General features: G+C 70.9%; 13 protein-coding genes. 6 read left to right on the plus strand and 7 right to left on the minus strand.

Annotation, left to right across the window (positions count from 1 at the left end):
- Nucleotides 1-57: 57 nt before the first annotated feature.
- The gene (locus ACFVW6_RS29400; RefSeq protein ID WP_378830103.1) at nt 58-411 is read left to right on the plus strand and encodes a YciI family protein; all 354 of its coding nucleotides are present in this window, start codon (nt 58-60) and stop codon (nt 409-411) included.
- Nucleotides 408-1655 carry an RNA polymerase sigma factor gene (locus ACFVW6_RS29405; RefSeq protein ID WP_378830102.1) on the plus strand — a complete coding sequence of 416 codons (1248 nt, stop codon included), beginning with the start codon at nt 408-410 and terminating at the stop codon, nt 1653-1655. Before ACFVW6_RS29400 ends, ACFVW6_RS29405 begins: the two co-directional genes overlap by 4 nt.
- A gap of 94 nt (nt 1656-1749) precedes the next feature.
- Here the strand turns inward: ACFVW6_RS29405 and ACFVW6_RS29410 are convergent, their stop codons facing one another.
- Together ACFVW6_RS29410 and ACFVW6_RS29415 are read right to left on the minus strand one after the other, a co-directional pair.
- Complete coding sequence (locus ACFVW6_RS29410; protein ID WP_378830101.1) at nt 1750-2568, minus strand: siderophore-interacting protein; 819 nt, start codon at nt 2566-2568, stop codon at nt 1750-1752.
- A gap of 76 nt (nt 2569-2644) precedes the next feature.
- Nucleotides 2645-3814, minus strand: coding sequence for a kinase (locus ACFVW6_RS29415; RefSeq protein ID WP_355281459.1), 1170 nt, complete (start codon nt 3812-3814; stop codon nt 2645-2647).
- A 193-nt stretch (nt 3815-4007) separates the two neighbouring features.
- On the opposite strand from ACFVW6_RS29415, the gene ACFVW6_RS29420 reads away from it, so the two are divergent.
- Nucleotides 4008-5027, plus strand: a complete 1020-nt coding sequence (locus ACFVW6_RS29420; RefSeq protein WP_357345031.1) for a hypothetical protein — start codon at nt 4008-4010, stop codon at nt 5025-5027.
- Between the two features lie 9 nt (nt 5028-5036).
- Here the strand turns inward: ACFVW6_RS29420 and ACFVW6_RS29425 are convergent, their stop codons facing one another.
- Both ACFVW6_RS29425 and aspS read right to left on the minus strand, forming a co-directional pair.
- Nucleotides 5037-6005, minus strand: coding sequence for a DUF389 domain-containing protein (locus tag ACFVW6_RS29425; protein WP_355281465.1), 969 nt, complete (start codon nt 6003-6005; stop codon nt 5037-5039).
- Between the two features lie 75 nt (nt 6006-6080).
- Nucleotides 6081-7898 (minus strand): aspartate--tRNA ligase, encoded by a 1818-nt coding sequence (gene aspS / locus ACFVW6_RS29430; protein WP_378830099.1) that lies wholly within the window; start codon nt 7896-7898, stop codon nt 6081-6083.
- Between the two features lie 183 nt (nt 7899-8081).
- Here aspS and ACFVW6_RS29435 point away from each other — a divergent pair, with 183 nt between their 5' ends.
- Nucleotides 8082-9008: a neutral zinc metallopeptidase gene (locus ACFVW6_RS29435; protein ID WP_378830098.1), complete on the plus strand. Its 927-nt coding sequence runs from the start codon at nt 8082-8084 to the stop codon at nt 9006-9008.
- 53 nt (nt 9009-9061) lie between these two features.
- A complete protein-coding gene (locus ACFVW6_RS29440) occupies nt 9062-9550 on the plus strand; it encodes a hypothetical protein (protein WP_378830097.1) in 489 nt (162 codons plus the stop codon).
- Nucleotides 9551-9617: 67 nt separating this feature from the next.
- Here the strand turns inward: ACFVW6_RS29440 and ACFVW6_RS29445 are convergent, their stop codons facing one another.
- Together ACFVW6_RS29445 and ACFVW6_RS29450 are read right to left on the minus strand one after the other, a co-directional pair.
- Nucleotides 9618-11258, minus strand: coding sequence for a hypothetical protein (locus ACFVW6_RS29445; protein ID WP_355281476.1), 1641 nt, complete (start codon nt 11256-11258; stop codon nt 9618-9620).
- A complete protein-coding gene (locus tag ACFVW6_RS29450) occupies nt 11255-11584 on the minus strand; it encodes a type VII secretion target (RefSeq protein ID WP_355281479.1) in 330 nt (109 codons plus the stop codon). Before ACFVW6_RS29450 ends, ACFVW6_RS29445 begins: the two co-directional genes overlap by 4 nt.
- Before the next feature lie 194 nt (nt 11585-11778).
- On the opposite strand from ACFVW6_RS29450, the gene ACFVW6_RS29455 reads away from it, so the two are divergent.
- Nucleotides 11779-12753 carry an NAD-dependent epimerase/dehydratase family protein gene (locus ACFVW6_RS29455; protein WP_355281482.1) on the plus strand — a complete coding sequence of 325 codons (975 nt, stop codon included), beginning with the start codon at nt 11779-11781 and terminating at the stop codon, nt 12751-12753.
- A gap of 12 nt (nt 12754-12765) precedes the next feature.
- Here ACFVW6_RS29455 and ACFVW6_RS29460 read toward each other — a convergent pair whose 3' ends face one another.
- Complete coding sequence (locus tag ACFVW6_RS29460) at nt 12766-13620, minus strand: SGNH/GDSL hydrolase family protein (RefSeq protein ID WP_378830096.1); 855 nt, start codon at nt 13618-13620, stop codon at nt 12766-12768.
- Nucleotides 13621-13702: the final 82 nt, after the last annotated feature.

Here is a 13702-nt window from a genome sequence, read left to right on the forward strand (position 1 = left end):
GTCGGGTGAGTACGGCTACCCGACGAGCGGGCAGCCCGGATCCGAAGGAGCACCGTCATGAGCCAGTACCTGGTCCTGATCTACGGCGACGAAGCCACCTACGCCGCCATGTCCCCCGCCGAACTCGGTGACATGCTGACAGCGCACCGCGCCTTCCAGCAGCTCGCCGGTGACGCCGACCTCGGCGGCAACGCGCTGCAGCCCACCGTCACCGCCACCTCGATCCGCCACGACGCAGGCGGCGAGGTCGTCATCACCGACGGCCCCTTCGCCGAGGCGAAGGAAGCGCTCGGCGGCTACTACCTGATCGAGGCGCCGGATCTGGACGCCGCCATCGCGATCGCCGCGCAGGTGCCCGCGCCGACCGGTGGCGTCGAAGTGCGCCCGCTCCAGGTCTTCCCGCAGCCGTGACCACGACGGCGGCCGCGGCCGTCGAGCAGGCGCACCGTCGCGAGTGGGCCTTCGTGCTCGCCGCGACGGTGCGGCTGGTCCGCGATTTCGACCTGGCCGAGGAATGCGTCCAGGACGCCTACGCGACGGCCCTGACCGCCTGGGCGAGTGACGGCGTCCCGGCCAGACCCGGCGCCTGGCTGACCACGGTCGCCCGGCGCCGCGGCCTCGACCTGCTGCGCCGCGACAGCACCTTCCGCCGGGCACTGCCCGAGCTGGTCGTCGACGAACCGGCCGACGACACCGCCGACCTCGCGCTGGCCGCCCTGGCCGACCCGACGATCCCCGACGACCGGCTCCGGCTGATCAGCACCTGCTGCCACCCGGCGCTCGCGCCGCAGGCCCAGATCGCGTTGACGCTGCGGCTCGTCTGCGGCGTCACCACCGCCGAGGTGGCGCGCGCGTTCCTGGTCAGCGAGCCGACCATGGCGGCGCGGATCACCAGGGCCAAGAAGAAGATCGCCGTCGCCGGCATCCCGTACCGGGTGCCGTCGGTGCGGGAGCTGCCCCAGCGACTCGACGCGATCTGCGCGGTCATCCATCTGCTGTTCACCACCGGCCACACCGCGCCGGCGGGCGACCGTCTGGTGCGTGCCGATCTCGTCGAGCGCGCGCTGCAACTCGCGCGGATGATGCGCGCGCTGGTCCCCGACGACCCGTCGGTCACCGGACTGCTGGCGCTGATCCTGCTCACCGACGCCCGCCGCGCCGCCCGGGTCGACGCTGCGGGCGAGCTGTGCACACTCGAATACCAGGACCGCGCCCGCTGGGACCGCGCGGCGATCACCGAGGGCATCGCGCTGGTGAAACAGGCACTGCCGCACGTGGATCGGTACACGGTGCAGGCCGCGATCGCCGCCGTGCACGACGAAGCACCCAGCTGGGCCGAGACCGACTGGGCCGAGATCATCGGCCTGTACCGGCTGTTGCTGCGGGTATGGCCCTCACCGGTCGCCCGGCTCAACTACGCGATCGCGGTCGGCCTCGGCGGCGACCCGGAGCGGGCGCTCGCGCTGCTGGGGCCGCTCGGCGCGGAGCCCGCCCTGGCGACCTACGGCTACCTCGACGCGGCGCGGGCGGCCTTCCTGGCCGAGGTGGGCCGGGTCGAGGAGGCCGTCGACGCCTACGAGGCGGCGCTGCTGCTCACCGACAACACGGTCGAGCGCACGCACCTCCGTGGCAAGCTGGCCGCGCTGATCACCTGAGTGAAGTCGCGGCCCCCCTGGCGGTGCGCCGCGACCGGAGCGCGCCCCAGGCCACCGCGGAGCCGACGGCTGACGCCGCGGGTGACTGCGCGGATCAGGCGCCCTCGGCCGCCAGCGCGCGCTTCCACTCGCGGAAACCTTCCTCGGTGCGGCCGCGCCGCCAGTACCCGGAGATCGACAGCCACTTCGGCGCCACCTGGCGTTCCTTGCGCAGGTAGGGGCGCAGCTGCCGCATGACGGACTCCGCCTCGCCGTGCACGAACGCCTGGACCTGGCCGGGCAGCCATTCGGCCGCGCGCACCGCCGCCACCAGCGGCGCGTGCTCCCCGGCGAGGTCGTCGGGGATCCGGTCCGAGGACACGCCGCGATGCACCCAGTGCAGGCGCAGGTCGGCGGGCGAGGTGAGCGCGATCTCGTCCTCCGGGCCGCCCACCTCGACGAACACCTGCGCGGGCGCGCCCGCGGGCAGCGCCTCGAGCGCGGCGGCGATGGCGGGCAACGCCGACTCGTCCCCGGCGAACAGGTACCACTCGGCCGCCGGATCGGGCGCGAACGCACCGCCGGGGCCGTTCAGCCGGAACCGCGCGCCCGGCTCGACCGAGCGCGCCCACGGACCCGCGATCCCCTCGTCGCCGTGCACCACGAAGTCGATGCTGATCTCGTTGCGCGCGGGATCGAAGGATCGCACGGTGTAGGTGCGCAGCACCGGCTGGCTCTCCGGGCCGAGCGTGGCGCGCACGGTATCGAGATCGAACGGCTCCGGGTAGTCGACCCCGGGCGGCGGGAAGATCAGCTTCACGTAGGCGTCGGTGAAGACGTTCGGGGTGAATCCGTCGGCGGTGCCGACGATCCGCACCAGGTGCGGGGTCAACCACTGCTTGCGGACGACGGTGACGGTAACCGGTTTCGGCACTGCTGCTCCCAACTCCTCGGACCCTCGCCGACGGTACTCCCGTCGGCGAGGGAAGTGGGGAGCCTGCGCCGCGCGGCTACTCCGACCAGCGCTCTTCCAGCATCGCCGACACCTGCTCGGCGAAATCGCCGACCGCGTCGTCGCCGGTGACCCGCGCGTCCTCGGCCAGCGCCGACCAGCGATTGATCAGCGCCTCCGAGCGCGGCACGGACAGGCCGTGTTCGCGCGCGGTGGCAATGCGGGTGTGATCGGCAGGCAGGAACCAGTACGTCGACAGCCACACCCAGATCAGCCGGGCCTCGAGGATCCGCTCGGCGAGCACGGTGTCGTCGGCCAGCGACGGCCACACGCCGACCACGGCCGAGCGCCAGGCCTCGACCATCTCCCTGGCACGGCTGCGCGAGAGCTCGAAATCGCACAGGCATCCGGGGAACGAGACCAGCGCGTAGGCGATGTCGAGGGTGGCGTCGCGGAAACCGCCCCACTCGTAGTCGAGGAAGCGGGCACCCTCGTCGTTCATGATCACGTTGTCGGGGCACAGATCCGACGGGCTGAACGCGCGGTAGCGGCCACCGGTGAACAGGCGATTGCCGTGCACGATCCGCTCGGCGATCTCCCCCGGCACCTCGATGCCCAGTTCGGTCTCGAGCAGACCCGGCACATCGGCGATCGCGGCGTGGGCCTGCTGGGCGATCCCGTCGACGCGATGCACCGAGTCGACCCGGCGCATCAGCGCGACGAAGTCGGGCTCGCGCCCCACGGTCGCGGCGTGCATCCGGCCCAGTGCCTGCGCGAACGCCATCAGCGCGTTGCGGGTGCCCGGCTCGGCGCGGGTCTGCAGCACCGAGGTGAGCAGCGCGTTGTCGCCCAGATCGGAGAGCACCAGCAGCCGGTCGGGCACGCTGTGCGCGATCAGGTAGGCGCCGGGGCGCTGTTCGCGGCTGAGCGCGGTGGTGAACTGGTAGGACACCGCCTCGCGCAGGAACGCCGCGTCGATGCTGGCGACTCCGGGCGCCAAGCCACCGGTGCGGCGGTCCTGAGCGGAACCGCGCACCTGCTTCACGATCAGCGTGCGCGGCAACGAAAATGCGTTCTCCGCAACACGCACGCGTAGGACTGTCGTCCTACCACTGCCGCTGAGCTCCATCGGATCGCTCAGCTTCACCGGAGCACCCATTCGCTTTGTGAGCAACTGTTGTGCTGCGGACACGACGTCGGCGGCGCGTTCGGCCAATAGTGCGGTCATCGCCTCTCAAGCTACTCGTACCTGGTCACTTCTAGCGAGCGGTTACACAACCTTTCCGCGTCGCTCGGCGTGTTGGCACCGTGGTTGCGCGAGTGTCACTGTTCGCTTGACACACCCGACTGTCGTCGGGTTTTCTCATCGTCAACTGCAGTGCGCCACACCGCAAACCGGTTGAGTCGAAAGGTCTACCACAGTGACCGACACGCCGTACGCCGCATCGAGCGATTCACCCGGTGGGCCACCGGTTCCCGGAGGTGGCGGACAGTTCGCCGAGGGCACGGGCAGGCACGAGGCGCCGGGCCGGGCCGGTGCGGCGGGCCCCGGGCCGAGCAGGCACGGAATGGCCGGTGGCGCAGGCTATCCGCAATTCGAGGGTCCCGGCGCCGCGCAGTACGGCGAGGAGCCGCTCGAGCCGGCGCCGCCGATTGCCGGACCGCCCCCCAGCGCACCGCAGTACGGGCCGGCGGGCACCGGACCCGGTTACCCCGCCCCCCAGGCGAAACCCGACAATCCCGGGTATGCCGCCGCACCCGCACCCGGCGTGTCGGCCACCGGCGGCGGGCAGACGCCGGGTTACTACCATTCGGGAGCACAGGCCCTCGATGTCGGCCGCTCACTGAGCTACGGCTGGGACCGTTTCCGCGCCAATCCCGGGCCGTGGCTCGGGGTCACCGCGGTGGGCGTGCTCATCTATCTCGCCTTCCTCGCGATCGTCCAGATCTTCGAGCCGACATCGCTGTTCACCGTGCTGTTCCTGTTCCTGGTGGTGCTGGTGGCGCTGTGGCTGCTGCAGGCGGTGATGATCCGCGGCGCGCTGTACGAAACGGACGGTTATCCACCGGCTTTCGGGTCGTTCTTCCGATTCGTGAACGCGGGCAATGTCTTGTTGACGGCGCTGCTGGCCTTCGCCGCCACCCTGCTCGCCGCGTCGCTGTGCCTGCTGCCCGGCCTGATCGTCGGATTCCTGTGCATGTTCTCCCTGCACTTCGTGATCGATCAGGACTACGGTCCGCTGGAAGCGATCAAGGCGAGCGCACAGCTGGTGCTGGCCAACCTGTGGGCCGCGCTGCTGCTGGCCCTCACGGTCACCCTGGTGACCGTCGTCGGCGCGGCGGCGTGCGGGCTCGGCCTGTTCATCGCGGGCCCGGTCTGCGCGATCGCGGTGACCTACGCGTACCGCATGCTCACCGCGGGACCGGTCGCCCGGATCTGAGCCGGGAGCTCAGTGCCGCAGCGGGGTGCTCATCCCGATGGCCCGCTTGAATCGCTCGAACGGGCCGGGATCGTCCCCCGCGCGCGGCCGCAACTCGAGCACCAGCACACCGGCGACGACGATGCCCACCAGATTCACCGCGAGCTGACCCGCCGACTCGAACGCGCGATGCCACTGCCCGATCGTGGCGGCCACCACCGCGTACCCGGCGGCGGGCACCGTGGTGACCGAGATGAACACCCCGATCAGCGCCGCCGACTTGGCCGTCACCAGCGACAGCATGCCCGCCGCACCGGCGAGCACGGCCACGACCAGGGAGAACGGCCCGACCTCGTAGATGAAGTCCACGTCGTGCGCGTCGATGACCCCCTCGGTGGTCACCCAGCCCAGCCGCTCCCACAGCAGGGTCGCGAACAGCGTGATCACCATGGCCACCGGGAAGGCCACGGCCAGCGCGATGACCGAGCGCCGGGCCAGCCGCCAGTTGCGGCGCACCAGGGCCACCGACAGCGCGGCCAGCGGCCCGAACTCCGGACCCACCACCATCGCGCCGACGATGGTGACCGGCGAGTTGGTCGCCACGCCGATGGAGGCCAGCAGGCAGGCGATGGTCAGGAACGCGACGAAGGTCGCGTTGAGCGAGGACTCCTCGTGCGTTTCCTTGAGCAGCTGCTCCCAGACCACGGCATCGCTCGGATCACCGGGCGCGGCGCGCACCGCCCGGTCGGCCGCATCGGACAGCACGGCTTCGACGGGACCGAGCGTGATGCCGCCGGTCTGCTCGATCCCGAGTGACTTGACGTCGGCGAGGACCTTGTTGGCGGCCTCGCGCGCCACGTCGGCCTGCACGAGGTCACCGTGCGGGTCGACGGCGATCCCGCGCGCGACCGTCAGGTGGGTGACGCCCGCGTCGGCTTCCAGCGCCCGCACGAGCGCGTCGGTCTGCTCGGGCGGACTGATCACTCGCAGATGCAGCACCGGTGGCCCTTCTGATCAATGCCGCCGTGACGGCGGGGAACTGACCAGAAGGTACCGGGCTACCCTCGGTGACCGCTATTTCTCGGAGGCAACGGCTTTCGGCGCGTCGGCGGCGGCCTTGGCCTCGCCCTTGACCTCCGGCTTGGCGTCGATGCCGGCTTCCTTGCGCTGCTGCGCGGTGATCGGCGCCGGCGCGTCGGTGAGCGGGTCGACGCCGCCACCGGTCTTCGGGAAGGCGATCACCTCGCGGATCGAGTCCTCGCCGGCCAGCAGCGCGGTGATGCGGTCCCAGCCGAAGGCGATGCCGCCGTGCGGCGGGGCGCCGTAGGCGAAGGCGTCGAGCAGGAAGCCGAACTTCTCCTGCGCCTCGTCGTGGCCGATGCCCATCACCTTGAACACGCGTTCCTGCACGTCGCGACGGTGGATACGGATGGAACCGCCACCGATCTCGTTGCCGTTGCAGACGATGTCGTAGGCGTAGGCGAGCGCCGAGCCCGGGTCGGTGTCGAAGGTGTCGATCGACTCCGGCTTGGGCGAGGTGAAGGCGTGGTGCACGGCGGTCCAGGCCGAGTAGCCCAGGGCCACGTCACCGCTGGCGGTGGCGTCGGCGGTCGGCTCGAACATCGGCGCGTCGACGATCCAGACGAAGGCCCAGGCGTTCGGGTCGATGAGGTCGCACTTGCGGGCGATCTCGCCGCGCGCGGCGCCCAGCAGGGCCCGGCTCGACTTGGTGGTGCCCGCGGCGAAGAACACGCAGTCGCCCGGCTCGGCGCCGACCTGCTTGGCCAGCCCGTCGCGCTCGGCGTCGGTCAGGTTCTTGGCGACCGGGCCGCCCAGGGTGCCGTCCTCGTTGATCAGGATGTAGGCCAGGCCCTTGGCGCCGCGCTGCTTGGCCCATTCCTGCCAGGCGTCGAGCTGACGCCGCGGCTGGCTCGCGCCGCCCGGCATCACGACCGCGCCGACGTACTCGGACTGGAACACCCGGAACGGGGTGTCCTTGAAGTAGTCGGTGAGCTCGGTGATCTCGACACCGAAGCGCAGGTCCGGCTTGTCCGAGCCGAAGCGGCGCATCGCCTCGGCGTAGGTCATGTGCGGGATCGGGGTGGTGATGTCGTGGCCGACCAGCTTCCACAGCGCGACCAGGATGTCCTCGGCCAGCAGGATCACGTCCTCCTGGCGCACGAAGCTCATCTCGATGTCGAGCTGGGTGAACTCGGGCTGACGGTCGGCGCGGAAGTCCTCGTCGCGGTAGCAGCGCGCGATCTGGAAGTAGCGCTCGATGCCACCGACCATGAGCAGCTGCTTGAACAGCTGCGGGCTCTGCGGCAGGGCGTAGAAGCTGCCCGGCTGCAGGCGCGCGGGCACCAGGAAGTCGCGGGCGCCCTCGGGCGTCGAGCGGGTCAGCGTGGGGGTCTCCACCTCGATGAACTCGTGGCTTGCCAGCACCTCGCGGGCGGCGGCGTTGACCTTGGAGCGCAGCCGGATGGCGTGCCCGGGGCCCTCGCGGCGCAGGTCGAGGTAGCGGTACTTGAGGCGGGCCTCGTCGCCGGGGGTCTCGTCGAGCTGGAACGGCAGCGGCGCGCTCTCGTTGAGCACGACCAGTTCCTTGGCGTCGACCTCGATCTGCCCGGTCGGCAGCTCCGGGTTCTCGTTGCCGTCGGGGCGCTGCTCCACCACACCGGTGACCTGCACGCAGTATTCCGCGCGGAGCTTGTGGGCCTGCTCGGCCGCCTCGCCCTCGCGGAAGACCACCTGCGAGACACCCGAGGCGTCGCGCAGATCGATGAAGGTCACACCACCGTGGTCACGACGCCGGGCCACCCAGCCGGTGAGGGTGACGGTCTGACCGGCGTGCTCGCTTCGCAGCGAACCAGCCAAGTGGGTGCGCAGCACGGTATTCCTTTCGACAGACTTCGTACGGACTCCCCGCCATCGTAGTGAGACACGATCCCCGAGAGGAAACCGATATCTCGGTCGCCGTGTCAAGCTTGTGACGCGTGCCCGCCGGCCGTGGGTCTTCCGGCGGTGAATCGTGCTGCAGGACAGCTGGAACACCGAGCGAAGGCGAGTACCGCGATGACCTTCAACGAAGGTATGGAGATCGATCCCGGCCGGGCCTCGTCCGGCGGCGGCCCCGGCATGGGCGGCAAGCTCGCCATCGGCGGCGGCGCGGGCGGTCTCATCCTGCTGGTGATCACGCTGCTCCTCGGTGGTGACCCCGGCTCGGTGCTCGGCAACTTCACCGGCGCGCAGGACACCCAGCAGAGCCGGCCGGGCACCGCGGGCACCCCGTCGCACTGCAAGACCGGCGCCGACGCGAACAAGTACGTCGACTGCCGGGTGGTCGCGACCGCGCAGAGCCTGGACGGGGTCTGGTCGCAGGAACTGCCCAGGCAGACCGGCAAGCGCTATATCGAGCCGAAGCTGGTGCTGTTCTCCGGCGCGGTGTCGACCGGCTGCGGCAACGCCACCAGCGACGTCGGCCCGTTCTACTGCCCGGCCGATCAGACCGCCTACTTCGACACCGCCTTCTTCCAGGAGCTCACCGACCGCTTCGGCGCCAGCGCGGGACCGCTGGCCCAGGAGTACGTGGTGGCCCACGAGGTCGGTCACCACATCCAGAACCAGCTCGGCGATATCGGCCGTGCCCAGCGCGACCCGCAGGGGGCCCAGTCCGGCGCGGTCCGCACCGAGCTGCAGGCCGACTGCTACGCCGGGATCTGGGCCCACTACGCGGACAAGCAGCCCGCGCCGGGCAGCAGCCAGCCGTTCCTGAAGCCGCTGTCGGACAACGACATCCGCGACGCGCTCTCGGCGGCCAACGCCGTCGGCGACGACCGGATCCAGCGCGCGGCCGGGCGCGGCGTCAACCCGGAGTCGTGGACGCACGGATCGTCCGAGCAGCGCCAGAAGTGGTTCCTCACCGGGTACAAGACCGGATCGGTCAAGTCGTGCGACACCTATTCCGCCGGTGACCTCAACAACCCGACCGGGCTACGCTGACCCCCAACGAGATACCGCCACATCGTCTTTCGAGGGGAAATATGCGCCTGATCATGACCGGACTGCTCGTCTGCGCGCTCGCACTGCCCGGTGCGAGCGCCGTCGCCCAGGCCGAGCCGGCGCCGCTACCGCTGGTCAGCGTGACCTCGATTCCGGACGGCTGGTCCCAGCGCACCGATCTGCGGCCGGTGCTGCAGGTCTTCGCCGACGGCAAGGCCGTGCACTCGCCCGACGCGGTGAGCAAGGACCGCAAGCCCGAGACCGCCGCCAAGCGGGTCGACGGCACCGTGCCCGAGGACGTGCTCGCGGCGGCGCGCGAGGAGATCACCGCGCTGCGCGAGGTCGATTTCGGGATCCCGGCCGGTGAGGGCAAGGGCACCACGATCATCGACCTGATGCCGGCCGACGTCGAGGGCGAGACCCACCTCGTCGTCTACTCCCCCGATTCCTCCGACGGCCTCAACGACGAGCAGAAGGCCGCGCGTCAGCGCTTCACCGACCTGTCCAAGAAGCTGATCGACGCCTTCAAGGAAAAGCGCTGAGCCCAGACCGAACGACAGTGCCCCCGGCCGAAGCCGGGGGCACTGTTCGTCGTCGGGAATCCGGCGGCTAGAACCGGTCCTCGTCGGCGTCGCGTTCGTCCTCGTGCACCGCGCCGATGACCTCGGGCGTGGATTCGCCGAGCGGCCCGGTGAGGTCGTCGTTGCCGGTGCGGCTCTGGTAGGGCTGCACGGTCCGGCCGTGTTCCTCGTCGTTGTTGCCCTTGCCGCCCGCACCCGCGGCACCGCCGCCACCCATGAAGCCGGAACCGCTGGTGCCCGCGGTGGAGGTGGTGCCCAGGCCGGTGGAGCCGAGGGCGGTGGACATGACCCGACCGGCGGGCATGGCCGAACCGGGCACGGCGGTGGTCGCCTTGGGCGTGCCCGCGCTCGGGGTGCCGCCGGTGCTACCACTCGAACCGCCTCGCGCGGTGCCGAGGGCACCGAGTGCGCCACCGGTGCTGCCACCGGAACCGCCGGTGCTCAGGCCGGCGGTGGTGGTCGAGCCCGGCGTGGTGGTGGTGCTGCCCGGCGTGGTGCTCGCGGCGGTGGTCGAGTCGTCGGAGGTGCCCGACAGCGCGTCCTCGGCCTGGGTCAGCAGCGGCTCGGCGATGTTCTCCGAGGCCGCCGACAGCACTTCCTCCGGCGAGGGCAGGCCGCTCTGGGCGACCAGGTTCTGCACCACGCCGTTGAGCTGTCCGGTGTAACCGGCCAGTTCACCGCGGGTGGTGTTGACGACCGTGACCGCCGAGCCGAGATGCTCGGTGGCCAGACCGATGAGGGTGGCCTGCGTCGGCGGCAGCATGATCGTCGGCGCGAGCGCGGTGGCCTGGGCGGCGAAGGTGGTGGCGATCGCCGACAGCTGCGCGTTGCCCGACTGGACGACCGCGGCGGCCTGTTCGGTCAGCGCGGAGATGTCGAAGCCGCGCTGGCTGGTCTCCTGCCCCTCGGTCTGCGCCTGCTGGCTGGCGGTGGTCGCCGCGTCGGAGGCCTCGCCCTCCCACAGCTGCTGCACGGTCTTCAGACCGCCCTGGGCGACGCTCATCGCCGATTCGATCAGCGAGGAGGAGTTGCTCAACAGGGTGGTCGGGTCGAGCGAGCCGAAGACACCGGTGCCGAAACTGCTCAGCAACTGCAGGATCGGCTCGAACAGCGAGTCGATGCCCGGCAGCGCGGGAATGGAGACGCCGTTGAGCAGCGCGGAGACCGGATCCTCGGTGAGCGTGGTCGACGCCGCCGAGGCGGTGGAGTTCGCCGTGCTCGCGGTGCCGCCGGTGGCCGCGCTGGTGAGCGCGCTCTTGGCCTGGTCGAACGCGGTCTGCGCGGTGGCCAGCGCGGGCCCGGCGACCTGGTTGACGGCACTCTGCGCGCCGCTCAGCGCGGCGGAGGCGTCGGTCGAGATGCCGGACAGGATGTCCTGCGCGTCGACGGTGCCGCCGGTGCCGAGGCCGGACAGGCCGGAGAGCCCGGCCGGGGAGACCGCGGCGTTCTGCGCGTCGTCGGTGATCTTCTGCGCGAGGGTGAAGACGGGTTCCTCGACGGCCTCGAAGTCCTCGGGCAGCTGCACCAGCGGCACATCGAGGATCGCCTGGGCAGCGGCGCTGTAGTCGACCGGGACGGCGCCCAGCGCGGACTGCGTCGCGGCGTCGGCGGTGGCCAGCGCGGTGTCCGGAGTGATGACGCCCGCGTCGTCGGTGCTCAGCGGCCTCATGCCAGGCCCCCCATCCCCGCGGCCTGGCGGGCCAGATCGACGGCCAGCGAGACGTCCTCGGTGTTGTAGGTCACCGAGGACTTGAAGGCCGCGTCGGACAGCTTGGAGAACTTGGCCGACAGATCGTTGATGTCCTTGGCCTGCAGGGCCTGTGCGGCGGCGAACATCGCCAGATAATCGGCGCCGATGAGCCCGAACACCGGCGTCATCGCCGCCACGTTGCCCGCCGCGTCGGTGATGCCCGCCGCCGCGATGTCCCCCGCCACGGTCGCGTTCGTCGTCGCGAAAGCGGCGACGGCATCGGTATCGACCGAGAGATCGGTCATGCGAATCCCCCCAACTCGTCGTGAAAATCCTGCTCTGCGAGCGCGATCGGCGGCCGCGGAACTCCCTACGCGCCCGCGCGAAGGCGCAGTGTGCGCCAAATATAACCGAACACCCCGACCTCGTTCGAGCCGTGTCGGCTCCGATCCACCCGATCCGCTTTCAAAACTAGAACATGTTCTATATCCTCGGCGGCATGAAGGTCGCAGTGACCGGCGCAGCCGGCTACCTCGGTACCAACCTGATCCCGCAGCTCCTCGAGCGTGGCCACGAAGTGGTGGCCATCGATCGTGCTGCGCCGACCACGTCCGATCCGGCCGTCACCTGGGTGTCCGGTGACGTGCTCGATCCGGCGTCGATGCGCGGCGCCCTCGACGGCGCCGAGGTGGTCTACCACCTGGTCGCGCTGATCACGCTGGCCGAGAAGAACGACCTGGCCTGGCGGGTCAACACCGAGGGCGTGCGGGTCACCGCGGAGGCGGCGCTCGAGGCCGGCGTCCGGCGGTTCGTGCACACCAGCTCGATCCACGCCTTCGACCAGTACCGCGCCGGTGGGCACATCGACGAGACCACCCTGCGCTCCACCGATCCGGGCCTGCCCGTCTACGACCGGTCCAAGTGGGCGGGCGAGCAGGCGCTGCGTCCGGTCATCGACCGCGGCCTCGACGCGGTGATCGTGAACCCGACCGGCGTCTACGGCCCCGCCGACCACCCGAAGAACCTGTCCCGGCTCAACCGCACCGCCGCGGAGGCGATGCGCGGCCGGATGCCGGTGATGATCGGCGGCGGTTTCGATCTGGTCGACGTGCGCGATGTGGCGCAGGGCCTGATCCTGGCGGGCGAGAAGGGCCGCACGGGCGAGAACTACCTGCTCGGCGGGTACATGACCCAGCTGATCGACCTGTGCCGGATGGCCGCGGCGCGCACCGGCGCCAAGGGCCCGCGGTTCGCGATTCCAGCCAAGGCGCTGGGCGCCGTGCTGCCGGTGGTCGAGCCGATCAGCAAGCGTCTCGGCTCCGACATCCTGTCCAAGGCGGCGCTCGGCGCGATCCTGTCGGCCCCGATCGTCGATCACGGCAAGGCCGAACGCGAGCTGGGCTACCACCCGCGCCCGACCGAGGAGACCGTCGCCGACCTGGTCGACTTCCTGCGCGCACCGCGCAGCGCGTAATCCGCGCGCCGGTCACCCCGGCGCCGTCACGGCCGCGCGGAGGATCTCCGCGGTGGCCTGCTGTCCGGCGGCGTTGGGGTGCACCGGGGTGGCGTTCGCCTGCGCGGGCAGTACGGGTTCGACCCAGCGGGTCGCGGGGTCCCGGCAGGCGTCGTGCCCGATGGCCGGGGTGTAGATGTCGACGTAGATCGCGCCGTTGGCCTCGGCCTGGCGCCGCAGCGCGGCATTGAGTTCTTGTTCGATGCCCCGCGCGTAGTCGACGTCGCCCGTGCTCAGCGGCATCTGCGGGTAGCAGTGCCCCGCTTCCGGCAGCACCGCCGGATAACCGACGACATAGACCCGCGCGTGCGGTGCCAGCTCCCGGATCCGCCCGATCGCCGCGCCCATCGCGGACTCGCCCGCCGCGATGTCGTCGCTGAACCGCGAACCCTGGCTGTCGCGACACGGCGCCCCGACGGCACCGACGTTCCCCGCGTTGAGCGCCGAGCAGGTGAGCACCATGGTCTGGAACAGATTGCGGTCGTTGCCGCCCGCCTGATAGCTCACGACCCGCGTCCGCGCCGACAGCGCGTCGAATTGCGGTGGCTGATCGGCGTATTGGGCCGTGGTCATGTGCGCGGTCGCCGCCGAGGCGCAGCTGACATCGGTGAGTTCCCACCCGGTCGCCGCCGCCAGCCGGTGCGGATAGTTCTGCGCGGACCGCGTGCACAGCGGCGGACTCCCCGGCACGGGATCGAGCAGACCCGGCGCGGCGGCATAGGAATCACCGAGGGCGACATAGCTCACCGCGGGTGCCGAGACGGCACCCGGAAACAGCAGGCCGAGCACGAGCTGAGCGACGACCGCACCGACCAACGGTCTTTCCATCGAACACTTCTCACCGAGTCACCCACATCGCGGATCGCGGGGCCACACGGTCCGCCACCTGCGATTTTACGCCGGTACCGAC

The sequence above is a fragment of the Nocardia sp. NPDC058244 genome, from assembly GCF_042882065.1.
Taxonomy (GTDB): domain Bacteria; phylum Actinomycetota; class Actinomycetes; order Mycobacteriales; family Mycobacteriaceae; genus Nocardia.

What these genes read in the sequence shown, in the direction of transcription:
- ACFVW6_RS29440 (WP_378830097.1), top strand. Translation starts at nt 9,062, where the DNA reads ATGACCGGACTGCTCGTCTGCGCGCTCGCACTGCCCGGTGCGAGCGCC.
- ACFVW6_RS29435 (WP_378830098.1), top strand. Translation starts at nt 8,082, where the DNA reads ATGACCTTCAACGAAGGTATGGAGATCGATCCCGGCCGGGCCTCGTCC.
- ACFVW6_RS29415 (WP_355281459.1), bottom strand. Translation starts at nt 3,814, where the DNA reads ATGACCGCACTATTGGCCGAACGCGCCGCCGACGTCGTGTCCGCAGCA.
- ACFVW6_RS29450 (WP_355281479.1), bottom strand. Translation starts at nt 11,584, where the DNA reads ATGACCGATCTCTCGGTCGATACCGATGCCGTCGCCGCTTTCGCGACG.
- ACFVW6_RS29460 (WP_378830096.1), bottom strand. Translation starts at nt 13,620, where the DNA reads ATGGAAAGACCGTTGGTCGGTGCGGTCGTCGCTCAGCTCGTGCTCGGC.
- ACFVW6_RS29400 (WP_378830103.1), top strand. Translation starts at nt 58, where the DNA reads ATGAGCCAGTACCTGGTCCTGATCTACGGCGACGAAGCCACCTACGCC.
- ACFVW6_RS29455 (WP_355281482.1), top strand. Translation starts at nt 11,779, where the DNA reads ATGAAGGTCGCAGTGACCGGCGCAGCCGGCTACCTCGGTACCAACCTG.
- ACFVW6_RS29445 (WP_355281476.1), bottom strand. Translation starts at nt 11,258, where the DNA reads ATGAGGCCGCTGAGCACCGACGACGCGGGCGTCATCACTCCGGACACC.